At 67.2% G+C, this 13,275-nt stretch carries 12 protein-coding genes; 9 read left to right on the top strand and 3 right to left on the bottom strand.

Features of this window, described 5'->3' with window-relative positions; all coding sequences use genetic code 11:
- Positions 1-136: 136 nt before the first annotated feature.
- From ugpE to ugpB, 3 genes are all read right to left on the bottom strand, one after another.
- Positions 137-988: a sn-glycerol-3-phosphate ABC transporter permease UgpE gene (gene ugpE / locus DFR41_RS11910; RefSeq protein WP_017759313.1), complete on the bottom strand. Its 852-nt coding sequence runs from the start codon at positions 986-988 to the stop codon at positions 137-139.
- 159 nt (positions 989-1,147) lie between these two features.
- Positions 1,148-2,029: a sn-glycerol-3-phosphate ABC transporter permease UgpA gene (ugpA, locus tag DFR41_RS11905; protein ID WP_114802836.1), complete on the bottom strand. Its 882-nt coding sequence runs from the start codon at positions 2,027-2,029 to the stop codon at positions 1,148-1,150.
- A 145-nt stretch (positions 2,030-2,174) separates the two neighbouring features.
- A complete protein-coding gene (gene ugpB, locus DFR41_RS11900; protein WP_114802835.1) occupies positions 2,175-3,485 on the bottom strand; it encodes a sn-glycerol-3-phosphate ABC transporter substrate-binding protein UgpB in 1,311 nt (436 codons plus the stop codon).
- 200 nt (positions 3,486-3,685) lie between these two features.
- Here ugpB and serA point away from each other — a divergent pair, with 200 nt between their 5' ends.
- The 9 genes from serA to DFR41_RS11855 all read left to right on the top strand — a co-directional run bounded on the left by serA (position 3,686) and on the right by DFR41_RS11855 (position 13,265).
- Positions 3,686-4,918 carry a phosphoglycerate dehydrogenase gene (gene serA / locus DFR41_RS11895; protein ID WP_114802871.1) on the top strand — a complete coding sequence of 411 codons (1,233 nt, stop codon included), beginning with the start codon at positions 3,686-3,688 and terminating at the stop codon, positions 4,916-4,918.
- A 143-nt stretch (positions 4,919-5,061) separates the two neighbouring features.
- Entirely contained in the window at positions 5,062-5,463 is a 402-nt protein-coding gene (locus tag DFR41_RS11890) for a DUF488 domain-containing protein (RefSeq protein WP_043117451.1), read from the top strand.
- 40 nt (positions 5,464-5,503) lie between these two features.
- Positions 5,504-5,896, top strand: coding sequence for a VOC family protein (locus tag DFR41_RS11885; protein WP_043117454.1), 393 nt, complete (start codon positions 5,504-5,506; stop codon positions 5,894-5,896).
- A gap of 198 nt (positions 5,897-6,094) precedes the next feature.
- On the top strand, positions 6,095-6,475 hold the full coding sequence (locus tag DFR41_RS11880; protein ID WP_052383767.1) for a hypothetical protein: 381 nt from the start codon (positions 6,095-6,097) through the stop codon (positions 6,473-6,475).
- A gap of 73 nt (positions 6,476-6,548) precedes the next feature.
- Positions 6,549-10,427 carry a DUF3683 domain-containing protein gene (locus DFR41_RS11875; protein ID WP_114802834.1) on the top strand — a complete coding sequence of 1,293 codons (3,879 nt, stop codon included), beginning with the start codon at positions 6,549-6,551 and terminating at the stop codon, positions 10,425-10,427.
- Positions 10,424-10,858, top strand: coding sequence for an HIT family protein (locus tag DFR41_RS11870; RefSeq protein ID WP_114802833.1), 435 nt, complete (start codon positions 10,424-10,426; stop codon positions 10,856-10,858). The genes DFR41_RS11875 and DFR41_RS11870 overlap by 4 nt, the downstream gene beginning before the upstream one ends.
- Positions 10,859-10,880: 22 nt before the next feature.
- Positions 10,881-11,294, top strand: coding sequence for a gamma-butyrobetaine hydroxylase family protein (locus tag DFR41_RS11865; RefSeq protein ID WP_114802832.1), 414 nt, complete (start codon positions 10,881-10,883; stop codon positions 11,292-11,294).
- Between the two features lie 90 nt (positions 11,295-11,384).
- Positions 11,385-12,116, top strand: a complete 732-nt coding sequence (gene ubiE / locus DFR41_RS11860) for a bifunctional demethylmenaquinone methyltransferase/2-methoxy-6-polyprenyl-1,4-benzoquinol methylase UbiE (protein WP_017761574.1) — start codon at positions 11,385-11,387, stop codon at positions 12,114-12,116.
- A gap of 132 nt (positions 12,117-12,248) precedes the next feature.
- Positions 12,249-13,265 carry a Tim44 domain-containing protein gene (locus DFR41_RS11855; RefSeq protein ID WP_114802831.1) on the top strand — a complete coding sequence of 339 codons (1,017 nt, stop codon included), beginning with the start codon at positions 12,249-12,251 and terminating at the stop codon, positions 13,263-13,265.
- Positions 13,266-13,275: the final 10 nt, after the last annotated feature.

Genomic DNA, 13,275 nt, shown 5'->3' with positions numbered 1-13,275 from the left:
CTGGAAATAGGTTGCAACGTTGGAGGTGGCCCGCTGCAGGCGGGAGACACCACGGAACCGGCTCCGCCGGGCCGTCGGTGTCGCCCCCTTGAGGGGGGATTCGGCTACACGAAGTGAGCAAGAAACGGGGGTGGGCTCATTTCTCGGTGTCGACGAGGCCCTTGACGAACCACTTCTGCATCAGCACCACCACCACGGCCGGCGGCAGCAGCGCCAGGATCGCCGTGGCCATGATGATGTTCCAGTCGTTGGCCGCATCGCCGCTGGCGATCATCCGCTTGATGCCGATCACCACCGGATACATGTCCTCGGTGGTCGTGGCCAGCAGCGGCCAGAGGTACTGGTTCCAGCCGTAGATGAACTGGATGACGAACAGCGCCGCGATCGAGGTCTGCGACAGCGGCACCAGCACGTCCTTGAAGAAGCGCATCGGTCCCGCGCCATCGATGCGCGCTGCCTCGACCAACTCGTCCGGCACCGACAGGAAGAACTGCCGGAACAGGAAGGTGGCCGTGGCCGAGGCGATCAGCGGCACCGTCAGGCCCGCATAGGTGTTGAGCATGTTGAGGTCCGACAGGACCTTGTAGGTGGGCAGGATGCGCACCTCCACCGGCAACATCAGCGTCACGAAAATCATCCAGAAGACGAGCTTCTTGAACGGGAAGCGGAAGTACACGATGGCGAAGGCCGACAGCAGCGAGATGGCGATCTTGCCGATAGCGATCACCAGTGCCGTGACCAGGCTCACCCACATCATGCGACCCACGGCCGCCTTGGATCCCTGCGTCTCGGCGGTGCCGGTGAGGGCGGCGGTGTAGTTCTCGATCAGGTGCTTGCCGGGCGTGAGCGGCATGGGCACCTGCACGATCTCGTCGCGCGTGTGCGTCGAGGCCACGAAGGCCAGGTAGATCGGGAAGGCGATGATCAGGATGCCCAGCAGGAGCACCACATGCGAAAGGACCGTCAGGCCCGGGCGGCGCTCAACCATGATGCGACTCCAGCAGGTGGGTCAGGATTCCGAAGGCCGCGGAGCAGGCCACGCGCGCGGCACCCGCGGAACTGGCTTCGCCAGGCCGCTGGGTGTGCCCCCGTGAGGGGGGTGGCGAAGCGACACGAAGTGCGCGAAGACTGGGGGCGGGCCTCATCATCAGTACTGCACCTTCTTCTCGACGTAGCGGAACTGCACCACCGTCAGCGCAACCACGATCAGCATCAGCACCACCGACTGCGCGGCCGAGCCGCCGAGGTCGAGCGCGCGGAAGCCGTCATGCCAGACCTTGTAGACCAGGATGGCCGTGTCGCGCCCCGGGCCGCCCTCGGTGGTGGCATGCACCAGCGCGAAGGTGTCGAAGAAGGCATACACCACGTTGATCACGAGCAGGAAGAAGGTGGTGGGCGACAGCAGCGGGAACTGGATGGTCCAGAAGCGTCGCAGCGGCCCGGCGCCGTCGATGGAGGCCGCCTCGATCAGCGCCTTCGGTATCGACTGCAGGCCGGCCAGGAAGAACAGGAAGTTGTAGGAGATCTGCTTCCACACCGCCGCGACCACGATCAGCGACAGCGCCTGGTTGGAGTTGATCAGGTGGTTCCAGTCGTAGCCCATCTTGCGCAGGCCGTAGGCCACGACGCCGATGGAGGGCGAGAACATGAACACCCAGAGCACCCCCGCCACGGCGGGTGCCACGGCATAGGGAATGATCAGGAAGGTCTTGTATGCCAGCGCCCCGCGCAGGATGCGGTCGGCAAAGATGGCCAGCACCAGCGACAGCGCGATGCCGCAGCCGGCCACCAGCACCGAGAAGATGGCCGTGACCTTGAAGGACTCGATGTAGGCCGGGTCCTGGAACAGGTGCTGGAAGTTCTCCAGCCCCACGAACACGGTCGACGTGCCGAAGGCGTCCTCGCTCTGCATCGACTGCAGCACTGCCTGGCTGGCGGGCCAGAAGAAGAAGACCAGGATCACCGCCATCTGCGGCGCGATGAGCACCCAGGGCAGCCAGGAGGATCGGAAGAGGACGCGTTTTTCCATGGGGCTCTGAAAACGAAAACGCCCGGCTGGCGTCAGCGCGGGCGTGCGAGTCTACTGCGGTGTCAGCTTGCCGGCAGCTCGACTGCCCGCCGGTTGGGACGGGCAGGCGAAGGCCGCTGGCATGCCGCGAGCCGGGCGGAGGGCATCAGCTCCGGTTCGCCTTCTGGAAACGCTCCAGCTGCTCGTTGCCACGTTGCACCGCGGCGTCCAGCGCTTCCTTGGCGCTCTTCTTGCCCGACCAGATCTGTTCGGTTTCCTCGTCGATGATGGTGCGGATCTGCACGAAGTTGCCCAGGCGGATGCCGCGCGACTTGTCGGTGGTCTTGCGGATCATCTGCGTCACGGCCACATCGGTGCCCGGCTTCTCCTTGTAGAAGCCCGACTTCTCGGTCAGCTCGTAGGCGGCCAGGGTGATCGGAAGGTAGCCGGTGCGCTTGTGGCTGGCCGATTGCACGTCGGCGTTGGACAGGAACTTGAAGAAGTCCGCCACGCCCTTGTATTCGGCGGGCTTCTTGCCGGCCATGACCCACAGGCTGGCGCCGCCGATCACGGTGTTCTGCGGCGAACCTTCGACGTCGGGGTAGTAGGGCAGGGTGGACAGGCCATAGGCGAACTTGGCGTCCTTGGCCACGCGGGCATACAGGCCCGACGAGCCCGTCATCATGGCGCACTCGCCGGCCGGGAAGGCGGCGTCCGGCACGTTGCCGCGGCCCTTGTAGACGAACAGGCCCTGCTTGGCCATGTTGGCCAGGTTCTCGAAGTGGCGCACATGCAGCGGCGAGTTGAAGGCCAGACGTGCGTCGGTGCCGCCGAAGCCGTTGTTGCGCGTCGCGAACAGCGTGTTGTGCCAGGTCGAGAAGCTCTCCAGCTGCGTCCAGCTGATCCAGCTGGTGGTGAAGGGGCACTTGTGGCCGCTGGCCTTGAGCTTGGCGGCGGCGGCGACGACCTCAGGCCAGGTCTTGGGCGCCTTCTCGGGGTCGAGACCGGCCGCCTTGAAGGCGTCCTTGTTGTAGTAGAAGATCGTCGTCGAGCTGTTGAAGGGCAGGCTCAGCATCTGGCCGTTGGGCGCGGTGTAGTAGCCGGCCACGGCGGGGATGTAGGCCTTGGGATCGAAGCTCACGCCGCTTTCCTTCATCACCTCGGCGACCGGCTTGATGGCGGCCTTGGAGGCCATCATGGTGGCGGTGCCCACTTCGAAGACCTGCAGGATGTGCGGCGCATTGCCCGAGCGGAAGGCGGCAATGGCGGCCGTCATCGACTCGTCATAGGTGCCCTTGAAGGTGGGCACGACCTTGTATTCCTTCTGACTTTCGTTGTACTGCTTGGCGAGGTCGTTGACCCACTCGCCCAGCGGGCCGCTCATGGCGTGCCACCACTGGATCTCGGTCTGTGCGTGCGCCGGAACGGCGGCCATGACGGCCACGGTGGCGGCTGCAGCAAGTTGCGTGAATCGCATGAAGACTCCTGGATGCGAATGACAAAAGTGAAGAGACTATGGCTGTTCTGTGACAGCGTGACGGCGGGTTGTCGCATGGCAGGCGGTCCATGCTCAAGCGGGGAAACCCTTTTTGCGGCCGGGGCGGGCCGGCCGCGCTGCGGCGGTGCAGCAGGCTTGAACCATACTCGACCGTTTTGACAAACGTGTTGATGCCGGGCATGACGAAGACCACCTCGCTGGACAAGGCCAAGATCAAGTTCCTGTTGCTGGAAGGCATCCATCCCTCCGCGGTCGAACTGCTGCAGGCCTCCGGCTACACCCAGGTGGAGGTGCTGCCCGGTGCGCTCGAAGGCGAAGAGCTCAAGGCCCGCCTGGCCGACGTGCACTTCCTGGGTATCCGCTCGCGCACCCAGCTCACGGCCGAAGTGTTCGCGGCGGCGCCCAAGCTGGTGGCCGTCGGGGCCTTCTGCATCGGCACCAACCAGATCGACCTGGACGCGGCGCGCGAGCACGGCGTGGCCGTGTTCAACGCACCGTACTCCAACACCCGCTCGGTGGCCGAGCTGGTGCTGGCGGAGGCCATCCTGCTGCTGCGCGGGGTGCCCGAGAAGAACGCGGCGGCCCATCGCGGCGGCTGGCTCAAGACCGCCGACAACGCCTTCGAGATCCGCGGCAAGACGCTGGGCATCGTGGGCTATGGGTCCATCGGCGCGCAGCTGTCGGTGCTGGCCGAGGCACTGGGCATGCATGTGGTCTTTCACGACGTGGTGGCCAAGCTGCCGCTGGGCAATGCGCGCCAGGCCCGCAGCCTTGAAGAACTGCTGGCCCAGTCCGACATCGTGAGCCTGCATGTGCCCGAGCTGCCTTCCACGCAATGGATGATTGGCGAGGCCGAGCTCGCGGCCATGAAGCCGGGCGCCATCCTCATCAATGCCTCGCGCGGTACGGTGGTGGTCATCGAGGCGCTGGCCGCGGCCCTGCGCGAGCGCCGGCTGCTGGGCGCTGCCATCGACGTCTTCCCCAAGGAGCCCAAGAGCAACAAGGACGAGTTCCAGTCGGCGCTGCGCGGGCTGGACAACGTGATCCTCACGCCGCACATCGGCGGCTCGACCATGGAGGCCCAGGCCAACATCGGCGTCGAGGTGGCGGAGAAGCTGGTGCGCTACAGCGACAACGGCACCACCACACGCTCGGTCAACTTTCCCGAAGTGGCGCTGCCGGCGCACCCGGGCAAGCACCGTCTGCTGCACATCCACCGCAACGTGCCCGGCGTGCTGTCGGCGGTGAACCAGGTCTTTGCCGACCACCATATCAACATCGCGGCGCAGTACCTGCAGACCAACGACAAGGTGGGCTACGTGGTGACCGATGTGGACGCCGCCTCGTCCGACGTGGCGCACGAGGCGCTGGCCAAGGTGCCGGGGACGATCAAGAGCCGGGTGCTGTTCTAGTCACGGCTTCGCGGCCTGCCTTGGCTTGAGCCGCCGGGCCTCTCGGGGCCCGCATGCCACGCTGCCAAAGCTTCGGCTGATGTCCAGCCTGTCTGCCGCGGGTGGCCGTACGATGGCGCCCCTTGTCATTGCCGGGAGCGTCCATGCCGCTTCGAGTCGTTCAGTTGGGATCGCCGCGTGCCGCCGACGAAGGCACGCGCATCGGAACCGTCCGCCGCCCGCCTCGCGGTGTGCCCAAGGCGGCCTTTGCGTCGGGCAACTGGTACGACGTCTGGTTCCCGGTCCTGGCGCCCTCGGCCGACACCATGAAGCAGGGGCGCGAGGCCGAGACGCCGCAGCAATGGTCCGCTTTCGTCCGCAAATTCAAGGCGGAGCTGAACACACCGGAGGCCCAGCAGTCGCTCGACCTGCTGGCGGTCCTGTCGCGCGACGCCAACCTGTCCGTGGGCTGCTACTGCGAGCATGAGAGCCGCTGTCATCGCTCGGTGCTGCGTGAACTGCTCGCCGCCCGCGGTGCGGTGTTCGCGGACAACGACAGGGCTTGAAAATCCGTTGTCCGCGACCGTCGCTTCCTTCTCCAGTCCTATGCCACGCATCGATCACGTTGCCCTTTGGGTGAACGACCTGGACGCCATGTGCGCCTTCTATTCGGAGGCCTTCGGCGGACAGCCTGGGCCGCTGTACCAGAACCTCACGAAGGGATTCGCGTCCCGCTTCGTGGTCTTCGAGGACGGCGCGCGCATCGAGTTCATGACCACGACCATCCTCGCGCCCATTGCGTCCGCACCTGGCAGCCAGCGCATGGGGCTTACCCATCTGGCCATGGCCGTGGGCAGCGAGGCCCGGGTCGACGCGCTGACCCGGGAGCTACAGCGTCGTGGCTCGCCGTTGCTCGATGGCCCGAGGCGTACGGGCGACGGCTACTACGAAAGCGTCGTGCTCGATCCGGAGGGCAATCGGATCGAGATCACCGTCTAGCCGCCCGGCCGGCACTGCCCACCCTCAGTGGCCTCGCGAGAGCGCCGGGGTAGAGCGGCGACTGCAATGCCCCCTGGTTCAACCGCACGACGCGCCTGCGAATGCCTCCCTCCCCAGCGAACGCCCCGACGGGGCGTGATGCGCCGCGTGGAGCACACGGAGTTGAGCGCGCGGTGCAAACCCGGTTATGGTGATCGCATGTTGCACGGCAGTTCTTGGTCCCCCACGGAAAAGAAGATCGCGCGGAGCGTCTTCGACGCGGCGCTGCAATCCGAACTCGCCGACCTGATCGCGCAGGTCCGGGAAACTGCGGCGACCCTGTCCACGGCCGATGAGTTGTGGGACTTGCAGGAACTGCTCCATCGCCGGCGGCGGGAGATCAGCGACAAGTACGACTACCGCTATCCCCGGCTGGAGTTGTTGTTCGTGTGGCTGCTCAGGGAGCGGCGCATCGCGCTTGCGCAATTGCAGGGGCTGAAGCCGGAACGCCTGGCGCGCATCGAGTCCGTGCTTGCGCAGGCCCTGTGCGACGAGGAGCGCGGCGCAGGCGCCGGTCAGGATGACCCGGCTCCCCGCTAGCGCCGGCCTCGCCGACTAAAATCCGCCCCCCGGTTCAAGGGCGCGAGGCGCCCTGCCGTGGCGCCTTCCCCCGATGAATGCCCCGACCGCGCTCAATGCGCTGCTGTCGCAGGCCGCCGAGCCGGCGCGTCTGCGCGAGATTCCGTACAACTACACCAGCTTCTCCGACCGCGAGATCGTGATCCGGCTGCTCGGCAGCCGGGCCTGGGAGCTGCTGCAGAGCCTGCGTGACGAGCGCCGCACGGGCCGCTCCGCCCGCATGCTGTACGAGGTGCTGGGCGACATCTGGGTGGTGCAGCGCAACCCCTACCTGGTGGATGACCTGCTGGACAACCCGCGCCGCCGCGGCCAGCTGGTCGAGGCCCTGCGCCACCGCCTGACCGAGGTGCAGCGCCGCCGCACGCCGCAGGACGACGCCCAGCGCGACACGCTGGTGGGCGAGCTGCTGGTGCTGGTGCAGCAGGCCATCGACGGCTTCTCTGCCCACTTCGACGAACTCGCGGCCCTGCGCCAGAAGGCCCAGCGCGTGCTGCGCCGCTGCACGGCGCGCGACAACATCAAGTTCGACGGCCTCTCGCGCGTGGCCCATGTGACCGACGCCACCGACTGGCGGGTCGAATACCCCTTCGTCGTGCTGGTGCCCGACACCGAGGCCGAGATGGCCGCGCTGGTGGCCGCCTGCATCGAGCTCGGGCTCACCATCATCCCGCGCGGGGGCGGCACCGGTTACACCGGCGGCGCCATCCCGCTGACCTGGAAGAGCGTGGTGATCAACACCGAGAAGCTCGAGGCCATGACCGAGGTCGAGATGGTGAACCTGCCGGGCCTGGACGGCCCGGTGCCCACCATCTGGACCGAGGCCGGCGTCGTCACGCAGCGCGTGGCCGATGCGGCCGAACGCGCAGGCTTCGTCTTCGCGGTCGACCCGACCTCGGCCGAGGCCTCCTGCGTGGGCGGCAACGTGGCCATGAATGCGGGCGGCAAGAAGGCCGTGCTGTGGGGCACGGCGCTGGACAACCTGGCCTCCTGGCGCATGGTCACGCCGCAGGCCGAGTGGCTCGAAGTCACACGCCTGGGCCACAACCTGGGCAAGATCCATGACGTCGACAGCGCCGTCTTCGAGCTCCAGTACTTCGCCGCCGATGGCCGCACGCCGCTGCGCACCGAACGCCTGGAGATTCCCGGCCGCACCTTCCGCAAGGAAGGCCTGGGCAAAGACGTCACCGACAAGTTCCTGGCCGGCCTGCCCGGCATCCAGAAGGAAGGCTGCGACGGCCTGATTACCAGCTGCCGCTGGGTGGTGCACCGCATGCCGGCCCACACCCGCACCGTCTGCCTGGAGTTCTTCGGCAATGCCAAGGACGCGGTGCCCTCGATCGTCGAGATCAAGGACTTCATGTTTGCCGAGCAGAAGCGTTCGGGCGTGCTGCTGGCGGGCCTGGAGCACCTGGACGACCGCTATCTCAAGGCCGTGGGCTACGCCACCAAGAGCAAGAAGCACGGCGGCGGCCTGCCCAAGATGGTGCTCTTCGGCGACATCAGCGGCGACGATGCCGATGCGGTGGCCCGCGTCACCAGCGAGGTGGTGCGCATCGCCAACTCGCGCTCGGGCGAAGGCTTCATCGCCATCAGCCCCGAGGCGCGCAAGAAGTTCTGGCTGGACCGCAAGCGCACCGCGGCCATCAGCCGCCACACCAACGCCTTCAAGATCAACGAGGACGTGGTGATCCCGCTGCCGCGGATGGCCGAGTACACCGACGGCATCGATCGCATCAACATCGAGCTGTCGCTGCGCAACAAGATTCGCCTGACGCACGAGCTGGAAGCCTTCCTGTCGCGCGGCAACCTGCCGCTGGGCAAGAGCGACGACGCGCACGAGATCCCGGCCGCCGAGCTGCTGGAAGGCCGCGTGCAGCAAGCCGTGGCGCTGGTGCGCGAGGTGCGCGGCCGCTGGCAGAGCTGGTTGGGGGACGTGGAAGCGCTGTTCCCGCAGCTGCAGGACCATGCGCTGCGCGCCAGCTGGAAGACCGAGATCCGCGCCCCGCTGGCCAAGATCTTCGGTGGCAGCGAATTTGCGCCCATCCTGGCCGAGTGTGAGGCCATCCACAAGCGCGTGCTCAAGGGCCGCGTGTGGGTGGCGCTGCACATGCATGCCGGCGACGGCAACGTGCACACCAACATCCCCGTCAACAGCGACGACTACGAGATGCTGCAGACGGCGCACGAGGCCGTGGAGCGCATCATGAAGCTCGCGCGCAGCCTGGACGGCGTGATCTCGGGCGAGCACGGCATCGGCATCACCAAGCTGGAGTTCCTCTCGGACGAGGAGCTGGCGCCCTTCGCGCAGTACAAGCAGCAAGTCGACCCTGAAGGCCGCTTCAACAAGGGCAAGCTGCTGCGCGGCGATGCGGCCCCGGCCGACGCCCGCCATGCCGACCTGACCAATGCCTACACGCCCAGCTTCGGGTTGATGGGGCACGAGTCGATCATCATGCAGCAGTCCGACATCGGCGCCATCGCCGACTCGGTCAAGGACTGCCTGCGCTGCGGCAAGTGCAAGCCGGTGTGCGCCACCCATGTGCCGCGCGCCAACCTGCTCTACAGCCCGCGCAACAAGATCCTCGCCACCTCGCTGCTGGTGGAGGCCTTCCTGTACGAGGAGCAGACGCGCCGCGGCGTGTCGATCCAGCACTGGCAGGAGTTCGAGGACGTGGCCGACCACTGCACGGTCTGCCACAAGTGCCTCACGCCCTGCCCGGTGAAGATCGACTTCGGCGACGTGTCGATGAACATGCGCAACCTGCTGCGCAAGATGGGCCAGAAGAGCTTCCGCCCCGGCAACGCGGCGGCCATGTTCTTCCTCAACGCGACCAATCCGTCGACCATCAAGGCCATGCGCACCGGCATGGTGGAAGTGGGCTTCAAGGCCCAGCGCCTGGCCAACGACCTGCTGCGTCCCGCCGCCAAGAAGCAGACCGCGCATCCGCCCGCCAGCCTGGGCGCGGCGCCGATCAAGGAACAGGTCATCCACTTCGTCAACAAGAAGATGCCCGGCGGCCTGCCCAAGAAGACGGCCCGCGCGCTGCTGGACATCGAGGACGCCGACTACGTCCCGATCATCCGCGACCCCAAGGCCACGACGCCCGAGACCGAGGCGGTCTTCTACTTCCCGGGCTGCGGCTCGGAGCGGCTGTTCTCGCAGGTGGGCCTGGCGACGCAGGCCATGCTGTGGCATGCGGGCGTGCAGACGGTGCTGCCGCCGGGCTACCTGTGCTGCGGCTATCCGCAGCGCGGCTCGGGCCAGTTCGACAAGGCCGAGCAGATGATCACCGACAACCGGGTGCTGTTCCACCGCGTCGCCAACACGCTCAACTACCTGGACATCAAGACCGTGGTGGTCAGCTGCGGCACCTGCTACGACCAGCTGCAGGGCTACCAGTTCGACAAGATCTTCCCCGGCTGCCGGATCATCGACATCCACGAATACCTGCTGGAGAAGGGCATCAAGCTCGAGGCCAACGCCGCCGCCTACCTCTACCACGACCCCTGCCACACGCCCATGAAGCTGCAGGACCCGATGAAGACGGTCAAGTCGCTGGTAGGCGACCAGGTGCTCAAGAGCGATCGCTGCTGCGGCGAGTCGGGCACGCTCGGCGTGACGCGGCCCGACATCTCCACGCAGATCCGCTTCCGCAAGGAAGAGGAGCTGAAGAAGGGCGAGGCCGCGCTGCGCGCCACCCATGCGCTGCCGGCGCAGGGCGACGTGAAGATCCTCACCAGCTGCCCCAGCTGCCTGCAGGGCCTGTCGCGCTACGGCAATGACCTGAACAACGGCCTGCTCGAAGCCGACTACATCGTGGTCGAGATGGCGCGCCGCATCCTGGGCGAGAACTGGATGCCCGAGTACGTGTCGGCCGCCAACGCGGGTGGCATCGAGCGGGTGCTGGTGTGAGCGCGTTGGCGGGCTGCCCACTGTGCGCCGAGCCCGGCGGCCGTGTGGTCGCCGAGGGCGCGCAGTGGCGCGTGATCCATGCGCAAGAGGCGGGCTTTCCGGCCTTCTACCGCGTGGTCTGGACGGCGCATGTGGCGGAGTTCTCCGACCTGTCCGACGACGAGCGTGCCGAATGCATGCGGGTGGTGGTGGCCGTGGAGCGTGCGCTGCGCGATGCGCTGGCGCCCGCCAAGATGAACGTGGCCACGCTCGGCAACATGGTCCCGCACCTGCACTGGCACGTGATCTCCCGCTTCGACTGGGACAGCCACTTCCCCTCGCCCGTCTGGGCGGAGGCGCGCCGGGCGCGCGACATGGTGCGCGAGCAGGGCGTACAGGCCCGTCTGCCTGCGGCGGAGTCGGCCATGGTGGCCGCGCTCGCCCTCCGTTGATCATGAGCAAGGAATTCCCCGCATGGCAGGTCTGACGCCCGGCGCACCGACGCCCGAATCCATCACTCTGCATGCGCAGTCGCGCGTGCTGGAAGTGGGCTTTTCCGATGGCGCGGTGTTCCGCATCCCCTACGAACTGCTGCGCATCAACTCGCCCTCGGCCGAGGTGAAGGGCCACGGGCCGGGCCAGGAGATCCTGCAGACCGGCAAACGCGAGGTCGAGATCGTCGACCTGCAACTGGTGGGCCACTATGCCGTGCAGCCGCTCTTCAGCGACGGGCACGAGAGCGGCATCTACTCGTGGGACCTGCTGTACGACCTGGGCGCGCGCCAGGCCGAGCACTGGGCCGAGTACGAGCGTCGCATCGTCGAGGCCGGTGCCGATCGCGATGCGCCCATGCCCAAGTCGGGCCCCTCCACCTGCAGTCCGTCCTGAGCGCCGGGCGCTTCGCGCTTTGCGCGAATGTCCGCCGCATGTCAAGGGTCGTCGGCCGGAAGGCCGGGCGATCCGCCTAACATCGGACCCATGAGTTCCACCCACTTCGGTTTCGAGACCGTCGACGAAAGCGACAAGGCGCGCCGCGTGCGCGGCGTGTTCGATTCCGTGGCCCCGCGCTACGACCTGATGAACGACCTCATGTCCATGGGCCTGCACCGGGCATGGAAGGCGTACACCGTGATGGTCGCGAATGTGCGCGAAGGCTCCAAGGTGCTGGACATCGCGGGCGGCACGGGCGACCTCGCGCTGGCCTTCGCCAAGAAGGTCGGCCGCAGCGGCCAGGTGGTGCACACGGACATCAACGAGGCCATGCTGCGCACCGGCCGCGAGCGCCTGCTCGATGCCGGCGTGGTGCTGCCCACCACGGTCTGCGATGCCGAGAAGCTGCCCTTCCCCGACAACCATTTCGACGTCGTCACCGTGGCCTTCGGCCTGCGCAACATGACGCACAAGGACGCGGCGCTCAAGGAGATGAACCGCGTCCTGCGTCCGCGCGGCAAGCTGCTGGTGCTGGAGTTCTCGCAGGTGGCCCAGCCGCTGCGCAAGGCCTACGACTGGTATTCCTTCAACGTGCTGCCGCGCCTGGGCAAGGCGGTGGCGGGCGACGACGCCAGCTACCGTTACCTGGCCGAGTCCATCCGGATGCATCCGGATCAGGAGTCGCTCAAGACCCTCATGAAAGAGGGCGGTTTCGGACATGTGGACTATCACAACATGACGGGGGGCGTGGTCGCCCTGCATGTTGGAATCAAGTGCTGAGGGGCTGACCGGCCCGGCCGCATTGCATGCGGCCGTCAGGTGCAAGGGGAGTGGCGTGCTCGCTATTCACACAACAAGAGAACTACGAGTCGATCTGAAACTGATGTTTCGTATCCGGAAGGAGACTGGACGATGAAGCGAAATCTGTGGGCCGTGCTGCTGGTGTGTGCGTCGATGGCCGTCGTGAGCCTGGACGCCGACGCCAAGCGGCTCGGTGGGGGCAAGTCGATGGGGCGGCAGTCCAACAACGTGACGCAGCGTGAGGCCGCGCCGACGGCCGCACCGGGCGCCCCGACCCAGAACGCGACCAACGCGGCGCCCGCCGCCAGGCCGGGCACGCCGGCTGGCGCGGCGCAGGCAGCGCCCAAGCGGCCCTGGGCGGGCATCCTGGGGGGCATCGCAGCCGGCCTGGGCCTGGCCTGGCTGGCCAATTCGCTGGGCCTGGGCGCCGCCTTCGGCAACTTCCTGCTGATCGCGCTGCTGGTCCTTGCTGCCGTGGTGATCTGGCGCGTGCTGAGCAACCGCTCGCGCGGCGCCGCTGGCCAACTGGCCATGCAGGGCGCCGGTGCAGCCGGCTCGCCCAGCATGCCGCGCAGCTACAGCCCGAACAACGTCGGCAACGACGCATCGGCGCGCCCGTGGGAGCGTCAGCAGGCGGCCTTCGACGGCTCGGCCGCGGGTGGCAACGCAGGGTCGGCTTCGACCCTGGCCGGTGCGACCGGCGTGAGCATCGGCTCGGCCCTCCAAGGGGCCCAGGGCTGGGGCGTGCCGGACGGCTTCGATGCGGAGGGCTTCCTGGCTGCGGCCAAGCGCAATTTCGTGACGCTGCAGCATGCCTGGGACCGTGCCGACATCCCGGCGCTGCGTTCCATGATGACCGACAGCATGGTCGAAGAGATCCGCACCCAGCTGGAGGAGCGCGAGCGCAGCTCCGGCGGCCGTCCCAACAAGACGGAAGTGGTGATGCTCGATGCCAAGCTGCTGGGCATCGAGGAGATGCCGGACGTCTACCTCGCCAGCGTGGAGTTCTCCGGCATGATCCGCGAGGACGACTCGGCCGGCCCCAGCCCCTTCCGCGAGGTCTGGAACATGAGCAAGCCTGCCCATGGCGGCGGCTGGCTCGTGGCTGGCGTGCAGGCGCTTCAATAAGACGTATTGG

The organism is Pseudacidovorax intermedius, assembly GCF_003350475.1.
GTDB classification, from domain to species: domain Bacteria; phylum Pseudomonadota; class Gammaproteobacteria; order Burkholderiales; family Burkholderiaceae_C; genus Xenophilus; species Xenophilus intermedius.
The sequence above is the reverse complement of the archived record's forward strand: the minus strand, read 5'-3'. Positions and strand labels throughout refer to the sequence as shown.